The organism is Streptomyces sp. NBC_01477, from assembly GCF_036227245.1.
Classification (GTDB): domain Bacteria; phylum Actinomycetota; class Actinomycetes; order Streptomycetales; family Streptomycetaceae; genus Actinacidiphila.
The window spans coordinates 804,616-819,677 of record NZ_CP109445.1 but is presented as its reverse complement, the minus strand read 5'-3'; the positions used below and the strand labels follow the sequence as shown (position 1 = coordinate 819,677).

At 72.4% G+C, this 15,062-nt stretch carries 14 protein-coding genes; 8 read left to right on the top strand and 6 right to left on the bottom strand.

Annotation, left to right across the window (positions count from 1 at the left end; genetic code table 11):
• Positions 1-7 precede the first annotated feature (7 nt).
• From OHA86_RS03185 to OHA86_RS03160, 6 genes are all read left to right on the top strand, one after another.
• On the top strand, positions 8-868 hold the full coding sequence (locus tag OHA86_RS03185; protein ID WP_329172272.1) for a 3-hydroxyacyl-CoA dehydrogenase family protein: 861 nt from the start codon (positions 8-10) through the stop codon (positions 866-868).
• Positions 865-1,119, top strand: coding sequence for a phosphopantetheine-binding protein (locus tag OHA86_RS03180; RefSeq protein WP_329172271.1), 255 nt, complete (start codon positions 865-867; stop codon positions 1,117-1,119). Before OHA86_RS03185 ends, OHA86_RS03180 begins: the two co-directional genes overlap by 4 nt.
• The gene (locus OHA86_RS03175; protein WP_329172269.1) at positions 1,112-2,236 is read left to right on the top strand and encodes an acyl-CoA dehydrogenase family protein; all 1,125 of its coding nucleotides are present in this window, start codon (positions 1,112-1,114) and stop codon (positions 2,234-2,236) included. Before OHA86_RS03180 ends, OHA86_RS03175 begins: the two co-directional genes overlap by 8 nt.
• The gene (locus OHA86_RS03170) at positions 2,221-3,330 is read left to right on the top strand and encodes an HAD-IIIC family phosphatase (protein WP_329172268.1); all 1,110 of its coding nucleotides are present in this window, start codon (positions 2,221-2,223) and stop codon (positions 3,328-3,330) included. The genes OHA86_RS03175 and OHA86_RS03170 overlap by 16 nt, the downstream gene beginning before the upstream one ends.
• Before the next feature lie 165 nt (positions 3,331-3,495).
• Positions 3,496-4,197 carry an alpha/beta fold hydrolase gene (locus OHA86_RS03165; RefSeq protein WP_329172267.1) on the top strand — a complete coding sequence of 234 codons (702 nt, stop codon included), beginning with the start codon at positions 3,496-3,498 and terminating at the stop codon, positions 4,195-4,197.
• A 118-nt stretch (positions 4,198-4,315) separates the two neighbouring features.
• Complete coding sequence (locus OHA86_RS03160) at positions 4,316-5,176, top strand: MBL fold metallo-hydrolase (protein ID WP_329172266.1); 861 nt, start codon at positions 4,316-4,318, stop codon at positions 5,174-5,176.
• Positions 5,177-5,221: 45 nt separating this feature from the next.
• Here OHA86_RS03160 and OHA86_RS03155 read toward each other — a convergent pair whose 3' ends face one another.
• Together OHA86_RS03155 and OHA86_RS03150 are read right to left on the bottom strand one after the other, a co-directional pair.
• On the bottom strand, positions 5,222-6,400 hold the full coding sequence (locus OHA86_RS03155; RefSeq protein WP_329172265.1) for a pyridoxal phosphate-dependent aminotransferase: 1,179 nt from the start codon (positions 6,398-6,400) through the stop codon (positions 5,222-5,224).
• Between the two features lie 130 nt (positions 6,401-6,530).
• Positions 6,531-8,435, bottom strand: coding sequence for a hypothetical protein (locus OHA86_RS03150; RefSeq protein ID WP_329172263.1), 1,905 nt, complete (start codon positions 8,433-8,435; stop codon positions 6,531-6,533).
• Between the two features lie 254 nt (positions 8,436-8,689).
• Between OHA86_RS03150 and OHA86_RS03145 the strand changes: the two genes are divergently transcribed.
• Entirely contained in the window at positions 8,690-9,466 is a 777-nt protein-coding gene (locus OHA86_RS03145; RefSeq protein ID WP_329172262.1) for an MBL fold metallo-hydrolase, read from the top strand.
• A gap of 124 nt (positions 9,467-9,590) precedes the next feature.
• Here OHA86_RS03145 and OHA86_RS03140 read toward each other — a convergent pair whose 3' ends face one another.
• Positions 9,591-10,940, bottom strand: coding sequence for a lysine N(6)-hydroxylase/L-ornithine N(5)-oxygenase family protein (locus OHA86_RS03140; protein WP_329172260.1), 1,350 nt, complete (start codon positions 10,938-10,940; stop codon positions 9,591-9,593).
• 54 nt (positions 10,941-10,994) lie between these two features.
• Here OHA86_RS03140 and OHA86_RS03135 point away from each other — a divergent pair, with 54 nt between their 5' ends.
• On the top strand, positions 10,995-11,942 hold the full coding sequence (locus tag OHA86_RS03135; protein ID WP_329182194.1) for a methionyl-tRNA formyltransferase: 948 nt from the start codon (positions 10,995-10,997) through the stop codon (positions 11,940-11,942).
• Positions 11,943-12,035: 93 nt separating this feature from the next.
• Here OHA86_RS03135 and OHA86_RS03130 read toward each other — a convergent pair whose 3' ends face one another.
• Genes OHA86_RS03130 through OHA86_RS03120 form a run of 3 tightly spaced genes read right to left on the bottom strand, consistent with a single transcriptional unit; the run spans position 12,036 to position 14,962 of the window.
• On the bottom strand, positions 12,036-12,875 hold the full coding sequence (locus OHA86_RS03130) for an ABC transporter ATP-binding protein (RefSeq protein WP_329172259.1): 840 nt from the start codon (positions 12,873-12,875) through the stop codon (positions 12,036-12,038).
• 5 nt (positions 12,876-12,880) lie between these two features.
• Positions 12,881-13,951, bottom strand: coding sequence for a FecCD family ABC transporter permease (locus tag OHA86_RS03125; protein WP_329172258.1), 1,071 nt, complete (start codon positions 13,949-13,951; stop codon positions 12,881-12,883).
• A 3-nt stretch (positions 13,952-13,954) separates the two neighbouring features.
• Positions 13,955-14,962 (bottom strand): FecCD family ABC transporter permease, encoded by a 1,008-nt coding sequence (locus tag OHA86_RS03120; RefSeq protein ID WP_443071960.1) that lies wholly within the window; start codon positions 14,960-14,962, stop codon positions 13,955-13,957.
• Between the last annotated feature and the right edge of the window lie 100 nt (positions 14,963-15,062).

Genomic DNA, 15,062 nt, shown 5'->3' with positions numbered 1-15,062 from the left:
GGCGAACGTGAGCAGGGTCGGTGTGGTGGGCGCGGGTGTCATGGGCGGCGGGGTGGCCCAGAATCTGGCGACCGCCGGGCATGACGTGATTCTGATCGATGTGAGCAAGGAGGTGCTGGACCGGTCGGCCGAGCGGATACGCAACGACCTGCGCTTCAGCCGGCTGGTCGGCACGACCGCCGGCGTGGTCGACGCGGCCAGGGCGCTGGAGGCGATCACCTTCACCACCGACTACGAGGAACTGGGCGACGCGGACTTCGTGGTCGAGAACGTCACCGAGCGCTGGGACATCAAGCAGCGGGTGTACCCGGTGCTCGACGCCGTGTGCCCGGAGCGCGCGGTCTTCGCCGCCAACACCTCCGCCATCCCGATCACCCGGATCGCCTCACTGACCCGGCGGGCGCCGCGGATCGTGGGCATCCACTTCATGAACCCGGTGCCGCAGAAGAACGTCGTCGAGCTGATCCCCGGCCACCACACCACGCCGGAGACGGTCGCCACCGCGCAGGAACTGCTGGCCGGCATGGGCAAGACGGCGATCGTGGTGAAGGACTCCCCGGGCTTCGTCTCCAACCGGGTCCTGATGCTCACCATCAACGAGGCGGCCTTCCTCGTGCACGAGAACGTGGCCGGCCCCGAGGACGTGGACAAGGTGTTCACCTCCTGCTTCGGACACACGATGGGTCCGCTGGCGACCGCCGACCTGATCGGCCTCGACACCATCCTGTACAGCATCGAAGTGCTCCACGAGAGCTTCGGCGACAGCAAGTACCGACCCTGCCCCCTGCTCAAGAAGATGGTCGACGCCGGGCTCCACGGCCGTAAGACCCAGCAGGGGTTCTTCTCCTACAACTGGGAGGTCCGATGACGACACAGGTGCGTCCGGAGATCAGGAAGTTCCTGGCCGGCAGCTTTCCGAACCTGGAGATAGCCGACGACGACGATCTCTTCGAAGGGGGTATCGCGAACTCGCTGTTCACCATCCAGCTCATCATGTTCATCGAGAAGCACTTCGCGGTGCAGATCCCCAACGAGGACCTCGAACAGGACAACTTCCGCACCGTCACCGCCATGACCAAACTGGTCGACCGACTGGTGGAGACCCGCTCGGATGTCTGACCGCCCGCACGGCAGGAAGGAATTCCGGGCGGTCGTCGACGCCGAGATCGCCCCGCACGCCGGCCGCTTCGACAGCGAGCAGGCCATCCCGGACAGCGTCCTGCGCCGCCTCGGCGAGCTGGGCTGGTGGGGGGCCATCCTGCCGGCCGACGTCGGCGGCGCGGGGCTGGACATGGTGACCCTGGGCGAACTGCACGAGGAGGTCGGCCGGGGCTGCTCGTCGGTGCGCAGCCTGCTCACCGTCCACTCGATGGTGGCCTACGCGGTCTCGCAGTGGGGCAGCCGGGAGCAGCGCGAGCGCTGGCTGCCGCTGCTGGCCCGGGGCGAGGCGGTCGGCGCCTTCTGCCTGACCGAGCCGGAGGCCGGCAGCGACGCGGCCAACATCTCAGCGACCGCCACCCGGCAGGACGGCGGCTTCGTGCTCCGGGGCAGCAAGCGCTGGATTACCGGCGGCCAGATCGCCGACCTGCTGCTGGTGTTCGCCCGCACCGGGCGCGGCGTCTCGGCCTTCCTGGTGGAGCGCGCCCACCCGGGCGTCGTCACCCGGCCGGTCAACGGCATGCTGGGCACCAGGGGCAGCATGCTGGCCGAGATCGACTTCCAGGACTGCCTGCTCGGCCCCGACGCCCTGCTCGGCCCGGACGGCTTCGCCCTGGCCACCGTGGTCAGCGGGGTGCTCGACATCGGCAGGTACAGCGTCGCCTGCGGCTGCGTCGGCATCATCCAGGCCTGCATGGAGGCCGGCGCGGCCTTCACCGCCGAGCGCGGCGGCCGTACGAAGCCGCTGAGCGACCACCAGCTGGTCCGCCGACTGCTGACGCAGATGGTCACCGACGTCAGCGCGGCCCGGCTGCTGTGCCGGCAGGCCGGCGAGCTGAAGGACCGGCAGGACCCGCAGACCATCATGGCCACCTGGATCGCCAAATACTTCGCCTCGACCGCGGCCACCCGGGCCGCGAGCGACGCCGTACAGCTGCACGGCGCCGCCGGATGCTCCCCCGGCCATCCCGCGCAGCGCTACTACCGGGACGCCAAGATCATGGAGATCATCGAAGGAAGCACCCAGATCCAGCAGATCCAGATCGCCGAGGAGGCGTACAGGTGGACAGCCAGGTGAACCCGGTGAGCCCGCCCGCCGTGCCCGGCGGGACGCGCGAGACACCCCGGGACAAGCCGCGCAGGGGCCGGATCAAGTGCGTGGTGTGGGACCTGGACCACACGGTCTGGGACGGCGTCCTGCTGGAGGACGGCAAGGTCGCCGCGCACCCGTCGGTCGTGGAGCTGATCACGGCCCTGGACGCGCGCGGCATCCTCCAGTCGGTGGCCAGCAAGAACGACGCCGGGGCGGCCATGGAGCAGCTGGAGGGCTTCGGCCTGGCCGACTACTTCCTCCACCCGCGGATCAGCTGGAACCCCAAGTCCGACTCCGTGGCCGAGATCGCCGCCGCGCTCAACATCGGCCTCGACGCCGTCGCCTTCGTCGACGACCAGCCGTTCGAGCTGGAGGAGGTGGCCTTCCGGCACCCGCAGGTGCTGTGCGTCGGGGCCGACGAGATCGGTACGGCCGTGGCGCAATGGGAGGAGTTCCAGCCGCGGTTCATCACCGACGAGTCGCGCAGGCGGCGCGCGATGTACCGCAGCGGTATCGAGCGCGACCAGGCGGAGGAGGAGGCGAAGTCGACCGGCGAGGACTTCCTCGCCACGCTGGAGATGGTCTTCACCATCAGCGACGCGGCCGAGGAGGACCTGCGGCGTGCCGAGGAGCTGACGGTCAGGACCAACCAGCTCAACTCCACCGGCAGGACGTACTCGTACGAGGAGCTGAAGGTCCTGCGGGAGTCACCCGACCACCTCCTGCTCGTCGCCGACCTGGAGGACCGTTTCGGGCAGTACGGGAAGATCGGCCTCGCGCTGGTCGAGACCGGCGGCCCGGTCTGGAAGCTGCGGCTGCTGCTGATGTCCTGCCGTGTGATGTCGCGAGGCGTCGGCGCGGTCCTGCTCAACCACATCATGACGCTCGCCCGCGACAACGGGGCGCGGCTCCAGGCGGAGTTCGTCGAGACCGGTCGGAACCGGATGATGTTCGTGACCTACCGCTTCGCGGGCTTCCGGCAGGTCGGCGCCGACGGGGACGCCCTGCTCCTGGAGGCGGACCTGGCGCGGGTGCAGCCGGCGCCGGGTTATCTGGTGGTGGCGCCCCGGCCGACCTGACCCGACCGGCGTCCCGGGACCTGACCGGGACCGGGACCGCCTCGGCCCGGACTGGACCGGGACCGGGACCGCCTCGGCCCGGACCCGGGCGGTCGGCCTCGGGCGGCCCGGCGGTGATTGACTTCTCGTCCTCTTCATCTCTTCACGGGTGGAACGGAATACGACATGGCAACTTTCGTCCTTGTCCACGGTGCCTGGAGCGGCGCGCACGACTTCCGCGCGGTGCGCCGGCTGCTGCGGGCGGCCGGCCACGAGGTGTTCACGCCGAGCCTGACCGGCATCGGCGAGCGGGTGCACCTGGCGAGCCAGCAGGTCGGCCTGACGACACACATCGCGGACGTGGTCAACTGCGTCCGCTACGAGGACCTCGACGACATCGTGCTCCTCGGCTTCTCCTACGGCGGCGCCGTCGTCACCGGGGCGCTCGAACACCTCGCGGACCGCGTGCGGCACCTGGTCTACCTCGACGCGTTCGTCCTGGAGGACGGCGAGGCGGCCGGCGTCCCCGGCGCGGGGCACAGCCCGCGTCTCCCCGCGCTCGGCGACCCCTGGCTGGTGCCCGCGCCGATCCGCGCGTTCGAGGACCCCGAGGTCGGCGCGTGGATCACCGCCCGCCGCACACCGCAGCCGATCGGCACCTTCACCGAGCCGGTGCGGCTGACGCGCCCGCTGGAGGACTATCCGTTCACCCGGACGTTCATCAAGGCCACCGGCGAGCCGCGCCCCGAGCCGGCCGGTCCCTTCTGGGCCGCCGCCGACAAGGTGTCGAAGTCCGCGGCCTGGCGCTACCGGGAGATCGCCACCAGCCACCAGATCCCCAGCAACCGGCCCGGCGAACTTGCCGACCTGCTGCTGGAACTGGTCTGAGACGGCGCACGCCCCACCGGGCTGCGGCGAAGAGAACAGGACGGGTGCCGGGGTGGCGGACAGCGCACCCCGGCCCACGAACGAGGAGGCAGGGATGTTTGCCGCGCCGTGGATTTGTGTGACGTGCGGGAGCCACGTCTACCACGAGGGGGACGCGCCCCCCGAGGAGTGCGAGATCTGCGAGGACGACCGCCAGTGGGTCCCGGCGGGCGGCCAGTTGTGGACCACGCTCGAAAAGATGGCGGCCGACGGCTTCCGCACGGTGGTCCGCGAGGTGGAGCCCGGCCTGCTGGGCGTCGGCGCCGAGCCGATGATCGGCATCGGCCAGCGGGGACTCGTGCTGCGCACCGGTGAGGGCAATGTGCTCTGGGACCCGTCCCCGTATCTGGACGAGGCCGCCGTCGAGGCGGTCAGGGAGGCCGGCGGCCTGGCCGCCGTCAGCGCGAGCCACCCGCACTTCTACGGCGCGGTCGTGGAGTGGAGCCGCCTGTTCGACGCGGAGATCCTGCTGCCCGAGGTGGACATCCACTGGCTCTCGCGCCCCGCTTCGATGGAACACCTCGTCCGCACCTGGTCGGGCACGGTCCCGCTGTTCGACGGTGTGACCCTGGTCCAGTGCGGCGGCCACTTCCCCGGCAGCTCCGTCCTGCACTGGGCCGCGGGCGCCGGCGGGCAGGGGGTGCTGCTGACCGGCGACACCATCAACATCTCGCCGGGCGAGGACCGGGTCGCCTTCCTCTACAGCGCGCCGAACCGCCTCCCGCTGCCCGAGCGGGGTGTGCACGGCGTCATCGAGGCGGTGCAGCCGTACTCCTTCGACCGGATGTACGCCCACTGGTGGACCCCGGCGATCCGTGGTGACGCCCAGCGGGTCCTGAAGGAGTCGACCGACCACTACCTGAAGTTCATGCGGGGCGACGCGCCGGAGTGGCTGACCGAGGGCCACAGCCACGGGCACAGCCACGGCCACGCCGACTGACGCAGCCGTGGCGCCGCGCCGGCCCCGGGCAGGGGCCGGGCGGCCTCAGGCGGCGGCCGGCCCCGCGAGGGCGCCGAGCCGCCGCACGGCCTCGGTGAGCACCTCGGTCTTCTTGCAGAAGGTGAACCGGACCAGCCCGCGGGCCTCCGCCTGGGGCGCCTCGTAGAAGACCTGGTTGGGGATCGCGGCCACCGCGCACCGGCCGGGAAGCGCCCGGCAGAATTCCAGGCCGTCCTCCTCGCCGAGGCCGCGGATGCCGGTGGTGATGAAGTACGTGCCGTCCGGCGGGTAGACCTCGAAGCCGGCCGAGCGCAGGCCGTCGGCCAGCAGGTCGCGCTTGGCCAGCAGATCCTGCCGCAGCCCGTTGAAGTAGCTGTCGGGCAGCTTCAGCGCCTCGGCCACCGCGTACTGGAACGGCCCGCTGGAGACGTAGGTCAGGAACTGCTTGGCCGTACGCGCCGCGGCGACCAGCGGGGCGGGTCCGGTGGCCCAGCCGACCTTCCAGCCGGTGAAGGAGAAGGTCTTTCCGGCCGAGCTGATGGTGAGCGTGCGCTCGCGCATCCCGGGCAGCGTCGAGACCGGGATGTGCTCCACCCCGAACACGAGGTGCTCGTAGACCTCGTCGGAGATCACCAGCAGGTCGCGCTCCACCGCGAGTCCGGCGATGGCGGCCAGCTCCTCGCGGGTGAGGACCATCCCGGTCGGATTGTGCGGGGAGTTGAGCAGCAGGATCCGGGTGCGCGGGGTGACCGCGGCCCGCAGCGCCGCCATGTCGGGGCGGAAGCCCGGCGGATGCAGGGTGACCGGGACGTGCGTGCCGCCGGCCATCGCGACGCACGCGGCGTAGGAGTCGTAGGTGGGCTCGAAGGCGATCACCTCGTCACCGGGCTCGATCAGCGCCAGCAGCGACGCGGCGATGGCCTCGGTGGCGCCCGCGGTCACGAGCACCTCGGCGCCCGGGTCCACGTCGATCCCGTAGAACCGCTTCTGGTGGTCGCTGACCGCCTCGCGCAGCTCCGGTATGCCCGGGCCCGGCGGGTACTGGTTCCCGCGCCCGGAGAGGATGGCGTCGGCGGCGGCCCCGGCGATCTCGGCCGGGCCGTCGGTGTCGGGGAATCCCTGGCCCAGGTTGATGGAGCCGGTCTCGGCGGCGAGGGCTGACATCTCCGCGAAGATCGACGTCCCGACCTCGGACAGGCGGCTGTTGACACGGGATATGGGCATGCACGCATCGTCCCATTCCGCCGCGGCGGGGGCGGGGGAGTGTCACGAAGTTGGCCGACGCACGCCACCCGGCCCGCCGCGCCGGCCCCCGCCCCGGTCCGCCGTCCGCCCCGCCGGCCGCTGGAACGTCTCAGCGGCGGTACATCGCGTACAGCTTGCCGTGGTGGAAGGCCGCGCCGCCCGCGTCGAGCGCGGGGAAGGCGCCGTCGCGGGCGGGGGCGGCGATACCGGCCCAGCCGCCGCCGTCGGTCCGCACGCCCAGGTGCAGCCTGCCGTCGGCGCCGCGGGCCAGCAGGTGCAGGCCCGTACCGGGCCGGCCGGCGAGCGTCGGGCTGCGCTGGGTCAGCAGGTCGTGCGCGGGCTCGTGGTCCTGCCAGTCGGCGGCGGACAGCGCCTTGTCGCTGTACCGCACCCGGACCTTGTCGTCCAGGCCGCGGTGGGCGACCCACAAGGTGGCCCCCGTGGAGACCAGCGCGGGCGCGCTGTCGCTGATCGAGCTGTCGAAGCGGTAGCCGAAGGCGGGGCGGTGGTCGGCGGTGAACCGGTCGACGTGGATCCGCCTGCCGTGGTCCCGGTGGCTGACCCACAGGCTCCCGTCGTGCGACGCGACGGCGGGGGACACGGGGCTGTCCCAGCCGTCCACCCGCACTTCCGGGGTCCACACCGAACCGTCGAAGCGGTTCCACAGCACGTCGCCGCCCGGCGTGGTGTGGAAGCAGTACAGCAGCCCGCCGTGGACGGTCAGCGCCGCGCGCTGCAAGCTGTCCGACCCGCCGGCACGGGCCGGTGCGCGCCAGACGCCGCCGTCGAGGCGGCTCCACATCAAGGCGTGGTCGCCGGGGCGGGCGAAGACCGCGTGGAGCGCGTCGCGGTAGGACACCAGCGAGGGCGCGGTGACGCTCTGCCAGCCCAGCGGTACGGGCGCGCTCCACGAGCGCGGCTGCGCCCCGGGCGGCCCGTCCGCCCGGCAGGTGGCGTACTCCAGATCACCGGCGGGGAAGGCGGGCCGCTCACCGCGGTAGGCCAGGCGCACCGGGGCACGCCCGCCGGTGTCCAGGTCCAGTTCCACCTCGCGCCGGTGGAACAGCACGGCCACGTCGCCGCGGCCGAAGGTGAGGCCGAGGACGTACGACTCCTCGTCGTGGTCGCCCACCTGCTCCTTGACGAAGGCGAACAGCTTGAGCACTTCCCACACCAGGCCCGTGAACTCCATGCCGGGGACGGGGAGACCGCCGTCGTCCTGCCCCATGGCCCGGGTGCAGGAGTCGGTGAGCACACCGAGCCGGCGCATCACCTCGCGGTAGCGTTCGCCGCCGCCCCGGCCGCCGTGGATCCCGAACGAGATCCGGTCCGCGCCCTCCCCGCCGAGCACCACCGCCGGCGCGGACGCGTCGGCCGGTCCGGCGGCCGAGTCGAGGCCTCCGGTCCAGAAGACGTCGGCCCCCCGGCCCGCGGCCACCTCCCAGGCCGCCCTGAACGGCGCCGCGGCCGGCTCCGGCACGCCGCCCGCGGCCCGTCGCGCGGCGCCGGCCACGCCGACCACGCCGAAGCCGGACTCCCGCACCCCGGCCGCGAACTCGGCCGAATGCAGCGGGCCGCCCTCGGCCAGCGACTCCGCGCTCAGCAGCGCCACATTGCGGCAGCCGAGCGCCTCCTCGGCCACCGCCCCGACATCGGACCGCAGATCGGCCATGCCGTACCCGAGGGAGACCGGACGGCCGGTCAGCACCTCGGGTACGAGGTCCAGCCGCCCGCGGGCGGTGACGGTCTCGCGGTAGACCCGTCCCCAGTCCGGCAGCTCCGCCTCCGGCACCGCCGCCCGCAGCACGGCCAGCAGCAGGCCTTCCAACTCCGTCGGCGCCTCCCCGGCCCGCAGCCGGTCGGCCCCGTGCAGCGCCGCGCCGATCAGGACATTGCCGTACCGGCAGCCGGACAGGCCCCGCCCGCCGCCCGGTGGCCGCGCCCCCGCCCCCGTCAGCACCTCGCGCAACCGCTCCAGCCGCTCCGCGGACGTCGTGTCCCCTGCGTTCGGCATGCCACTCTTTTCGATCGGACCGGCACGACCAGGTCCCCCGGGAATGGGGGCAGCCCGACGCTACGCACGAAGGTCCCGCGGCCGGGCGCCGCGTGATCAATTGGCCAGAATCAGACCTGAACGGGACTGTTGACACGCCGGCCCCGCGCGGCCCTCCGGCCGGTGCGCGCAATGGTCGACTCGCCGGGTGGGGCGCCCTCCTGGACGGTATCGTCGCCCGGACGACAACGGAGAGGTGTCCTCACGTGACTCAGGTGACCATCACTCACATCGGCGGTCCGACCACCCTCATCGAGGCCGGCGGATGGCGGCTGCTGACCGACCCGACGTTCGACCCGCCGGGCAAGCGCTATTCCTTCGGCTGGGGCGCGATGTCCAGGAAGCTGGCCGGGCCGGCGATCTCGGCGGACGACCTCGGGCCGATCGACGCCGTCCTGCTCACCCACGACCAGCACGGCGACAACCTCGACCCCGCGGGGCGCGCGCTGCTGCCGCGGTTCGGCAGGGTGCTGACGACCCCGCAGGGCGCGCGGCGCGTCGGCGGGAATGTGCAGGGCCTGGCGCCATGGGCGACCACCACCTTGCAGGGCAAGGGCAGGGAGCCGATCGAGATCACCGCGACGCCGGCCCGCCACGGCCCGGCCGGCACCAAGCCGCTGGTCGGGGCGGTGACCGGTTTCGCGCTGCGCTGGGAGGGCCAGGAGCACGGCATCTTATGGATCTCCGGCGACACCGTCCTGTACGACGGACTGCGCGAGGTGGCGAGCCGGCTCGACGTCGGTACCGCCGTCCTGCACCTCGGCGGCGTGCGTTTCCCGATCACCGGTCCCATGCGGTACACGATGACCGCGGAGAACGCCGTGGAGCTGTGCGGTCTGCTCGACCCGCGGACCATCGTGCCCGTCCACTACGAGGGCTGGGCGCACTTCCGCGAGAAGCAGCAGAAGGCCCGGCAGGTCTTCGGCGCCTCGCCGTTCGCCTCGCGGGTGCAGTGGCTGGACCACGGCGCCGCGGCCAAGTTCGAGGTCTGACCGGGTCCCCGCCGGCCGCCGTCCGCTGACCCGGTGTCATGGCCGGCGGCCCTGGGCCCGCCTGCCCCGGGCCGCCCCGGCCGCCCTCGGGGGAGGGGCGGCCGGGGCGCCGGGCGCCGCCGGGTCAGCGGCGGGTCAGGTGCGCGACCAGGGAGTCGCGGATCTCGCCTGCGCGGACGGCGGTCGTGGACAGCAGGGTCGAGGTCAGCCCGTGCGTGTGCTCGGTTCCGCCCTGGAGGTAGATGCCCGCCGTGACGTCGGGGCTGACCGCCACGCGGTGGTCGCGGCCGACCCGGACGGCGTCGCCGTCGTCGCGCAGGCAGATCTTGGCCGACTCCCCGAGCAGTGTCCCGATGTCCTGCGAGCGGTAGCCGGTGGCGTGCACGAGGACGTCCGCCGCGAGGGTCTGCCGTTCGCCGGTCGGCAGGAATTCCACCGTGACGTCCAGGCCGTCCTCTCGGACCTCCACGTCGCGGATGCGCGAGACGTTGAGGAAGCGCAGCCTTTCGCGGCCCTGCACCTTCTCGCGGTACGACGTGGCGTACAGGGACTCGATGAGGTCCATGTCGACGACGGAGTAGTTGGTGGAGCGGTGGTAGTCGTAGAGCGACTGCTTCACCTCCGACGGGGAGCCGAAGTAGACGTCCACCGCCTCGGGGTCGAAGATCCGGTTGGCGAAGGGGCTGTCGTCGGCCGGCGTGTAGCCGTACTTGGCGAAGACGCCGCAGACCTCGGCCTCGGGGAAGGTGCGGTGCAGGTAGTCGACCGCCTCGGCGGCGCTCTGGCCCGCGCCGAGGACGACGGCCCGCCGGACGGGCTTGCCCGCGGCGCTCAGTTCGGCCACCCGCGGCACCAACTGGCTGTTGTGCCACACGCGTTCGGACAGCACCCGGCCCGGCGGCAGATGCGGTTCCAGGCCGACCGCCACGCTGACGTTGCGCGCCCGGTGCACGACCGTGCCCGCGGGGTCCCCGGGGTCGCGGCTTGTCACCTCGAAGTGGTGCACGAGGCCGTCCGCTTCGCGCACCGGTGTGACGGACAGCACCTCGTGGGAGTAGTCGACCAGGTCCGCGACCCGCGCGGCGGCCCACTCGAAGTACTCGTGGAACTCCACCCGGAGCGGGAAGAGCGTCTTCTGGTTGAGGAAGTCCACCAGCCTGCCCCGTTCCCGCAGGAAGCACAGGAAGCTGAAGCTGCTGCTCGGGTTCCGCATCGTGACCAGGTCCTTGAGGAAGGACACCTGCATGGTCGCGTCGTCGATCAGCATGCCCCGGTGCCACCCGAAGCCCGACTGGCGTTCGAGGAACCGGGCGTCGACTCTGCGGTGCTCCGGCGCCGCCGCGTTGTGCTCCTCAACGGCTATCGCCAGTGCGAGATTTGACGGCCCGAAACCTATTCCCAGCACGTCATGGATGATGTGCGGCCCACTGCCCGGTGTCTTCACCGTTGCATCGCCTCCCTCAGCGCGGCTCATCCTAGATAAGGTAAGCCTTACCTTGCAATCATGCCGTCGAAGGGAAGAACCGCCATGCGGGTCGTCATGTTCGGCTATCAGACCTGGGGCCACCGCACGCTGCAGGCGCTGCTGGACTCCGACCACGAGGTCGTCCTCGTCGTCACCCATCCCAAGAGCGAGCACGCGTACGAGAAGATCTGGGACGACTCGGTCGCCGAACTGGCGGCCAAGCACGGCGTCCCTGTGCTGCTGCGCAGCCGCCCCGACGACGGTGAACTGCTCGACGCCGTACGGGCGGCGGCCCCGGACATCATCGTGGCCAACAACTGGCGGACCTGGCTGCCGCCGGAGATCTTCGACCTGCCGCCGCACGGCACGCTCAACATCCACGACTCGCTGCTGCCGGCCTACGCGGGCTTCTCCCCGATCATCTGGGCGCTCGTCAACGGCGAGGAGCGGGTCGGCGTCACCGCCCACCGGATGAACGCCGGACTCGACACGGGAGACATCCTCCTGCAGCGGTCGGTGCCGGTCGGCCCGGCCGACACCGCGACCGACCTCTTCCACCGGACGGTCGACCTGATCACCCCCCTCGTCGGCGAGTCGCTGCGGCTGATCGCCTCCGGCGAGGCGCGCTGGCGGACCCAGGACCCCGCGCAGGCCAGCTTCTTCCACAAACGCTCCCTGGAGGACAGCCGCATCGACTGGACGTGGCCCGCCGAGGACCTGGAACGGCTGGTCCGCGCCCAGTCCGACCCGTACCCCAGCGCCTTCACCCACCACAGGGGCGAGCGGATCCGCATCGTGTCCGCCTCGGTGTCCGAGGCCAGGTACGGCGGCACACCCGGGCGGGTCTTCATCCGGGAGGGCGACGGGGTCGTCATCGTGGCGGGGGCCGACGCCCGCAGCGGGACGCGCCGCGGACTGGTCATCCGGCGGCTGCGCACCGAGGACGGCACCGAGCACGCGGCGAACGACTACTTCCGCACCATGGGCGGCTACCTCACCGCCCGGCCCTGACCCGGGCCGCCCGCCGCCCGCGCTGACGCGCGCCGGCCCGCTCCGCGCCGCCCCGTCCCGCGCCGCAACAGCCGCGCGGGGCGGGGCCGCCGGTCAGTCGGCGCTGACCGGCACGGCCTCGTGGTGCCGGCCCATCGGGATGACCAGCGGGGTGCCGCTGACCGGGTCGGTGGCGATCTGGCAGCGCAGGTCGAAGACGTCCTCGACGGCGGCGGCGGTGATCACCTCGGCGGGCGGCCCCTGCGCGACGATCCGGCCGGACTTCATGGCGATGACGTGGTCGGCGTACCGGCAGGCCTGGTTGAGGTCGTGCAGCACCATGACCACCGTGCGGTTCTCCCGCCGGTTGAGGTCGGTGATCAGGTCGAGCACGTCGATCTGGTGGGCGAGGTCGAGATAGGTGGTCGGCTCGTCGAGCAGCAGCACGGGTGTGCCCTGGGCGACGGTCATGGCGATCCAGGCGCGCTGCCGCTGCCCGCCGGACAGCTCGTCCACGGCGCGGTCCGCGAGGTCGGTCAGGCCCGTCGCCGCCAGCGCCTCGTGCACGGCCAGCTCATCGGCGTCCGACCACTGCCGCCACCAGCTCTGGTGCGGTGAACGCCCCCTGCTCACCAGGTCGATGACGGTCAGTCCCTCGGGCGCCACCGGGGTCTGCGGCAGGATGCCGAGCCGCTGCGCCAGCTCCCTGGTGGGGATGGAGCGCAGGGCCTTGCCGTCCAGTTCCACGGACCCCTGCCGGGGCGGCAGCAGCCGGGCCAGCGCCCGCAGCAGGGTGGACTTGCCGCAGGCGTTCGCACCGACGATGGCGGTGATGCGGCCGGGCGGCACGGTCAGGTCCAGGTCCTCGACGACCAGCCGGTTGTCGTAGGCGAGATGCAGGCCGTGCGCCCGCAGGACGGGGCCCGGCTGCTTGCCGGGGTCGGTGGTCGTCATGGTCTTCAGCCTCCTGAGCCCGCGCGGTTGGCACGGATGAGCAGCCAGAGCAGGACCGGCGCGCCGATGACGCCGGTGACGATCCCGACCGGCAGCTCGGTGCCGGGGATCGCTTCGCGTGCGATGAGGTCGGAGCCGAGGACGACCAGCGCGCCGGTCAGTCCCGAGGCGACCAGCGGGGGATACGCGGTGCCGGCCAGCCGCTGGGCGATCTGCGGGGCGGCCAGTGCCACGAAGGCGACCGGGCCGGCCGCCGCCGTGCCGAAGGCGATCAGCGCCACGCCGACCAGCAGCAGGGCCAGCCGCGCGGACCGCACCGGAGTGCCCAGGCCCGCCGCCACGTCGTCACCGAGTTGCAGGGTGCGCATCCAGCGGCTCATCCCCAGCGCCAGCGGCACCAGCACCGCCATGGCGGTCGCGAGCATCGACACCTGGCCCCAGGTCCTGCCGTTGAGGTTGCCCACCAGCCAGCCGAGGGCGGCCTGCGCCTCGAAGCGCTGGCCGCGCGCCAGCAGGTAGTCGGTGGCGCTGGTGCACATCCACGACACCCCGATGCCGACCAGGATGATGCGGTAGCCGGTGGCGCCGTTCTTCATCGCCAGCAGATAGACCAGCACCGCGGTGGCCAGGGCCCCGCTCAGGCCCAGCGCCTGGGTGCCCAGGCCGCCGTCCCAGCCGAGCACGATGCCCGCCACGACGGCGGTGCCGGCCCCCTCGGTGAGGCCGATCATGTCCGGGCTGGCCAGCGGATTGCGGGTCATCGTCTGGTAGAGCGCCCCCGAGATGCCGAAGGCGATGCCCACCAGCAGCCCGGTCAGCGCCCGCGGCAGCCGCAACTCCCGTACGACCAGCACCGTTCCGGGGTCGCCGGAGCCCGCCAGCGCCTTCACCACGCTGGTGAGGCCCACGTGGTAGTCCCCGATCGAGACGCCCCAGCAGAACAGCAGGAAGACCGCGACCGCCAGCCCGGCGCAGACGGCGATGAGGCGGGGCCGCAGGATCCCGGAGACCGGCGGTGCGGCAAGGCGGAACGGCAGGCGGCCGGCGGAGGCGGGTATGCGGGAGGCGGAGGACATCGCTCACACCTCCGCGAGCTTGCTGCGGCGGACCAGGGCGATGAAGAACGGGCCGCCGATGAAGGCGACCAGCACGCCCGCCTGAATCTCCGTCGGCCGCGCCACCACCCGCCCTATGATGTCGGCGCAGAGCAGCAGGCACGGCGCGACGGCCGCCGACAGCGGCAGCAGCCAGCGGTGGTCGGGGCCGAGTCCCGACCACTGGGCGAGGAGGCGCGCGATGTGCGGGACGACGAGCCCGAGGAAGACGACCGGGCCGATGACGGCGACCGACGCGCCGGTCAGCAGCATGACGGCGACCACGCCCTGGAGCCGTACGAGGCCCGTTCGCCGTCCGAGCGAGGCCGCGACGTCGTCGCCGAGCGCCAGGCTGTTGAGCGCGGGCGCGGTGGCCAGCGCCAGCAGCGCCCCCGCGCCGAGGAAGGGCAGCATGCTCAGCACCACGTGCGTGTCCTGGTCGGCGAGGGTGCCGGCGGACCAGAAGCGGTAGCGGTCCAGGGCGTCGGGGTCGGTCAGGACGATGGCGTTGGTGAGCGAGAAGAGCAGGAAGGTCACCGCGACCCCGGCCAGCGCCAGCTTGACCGGGGTGGCCCCCGACCGCCCCGACCTGCCCAGGACGAAGACCACCACGCTGGTGGCGAGCGCCCCGGCGAAGGCGAACCACACGTAGCCGTACAGCGATCCGACGCCGAAGACCGCGATGGCCACGACGATGCCGAAGGAGGCGCCCGCGCTGACGCCCAGCAGTCCGGGGTCGGCCAGCGGATTGCGGGTCAGCGCCTGCATCAGCGCGCCGGACAGCCCGAGCGCGGCGCCGGCCGACAGCCCCAGCACCGTCCGCGGGACGCGTACCGACCAGACGACGTCGTTGACGACATGGCTGGAGGGGTGGCCGGCCAGCGCGCGGGCCACCTGGCCCGGCGGGATGCTCAGGGCGCCCAGCGCGATCGACAGCAGGCACAGCACGGTCAGCGCGACTGCGAGCAGTACGACAAGCAGGGCAGGGCGCAGGTTCCTCCGCCGTCTCACAGGCCTGGCTCCATGGTCGATGTCCTTAGGTTAGGCAGACCTTAACTCTACGGCCCGACCGGTGGGCCCCGGCAGGGAGGAG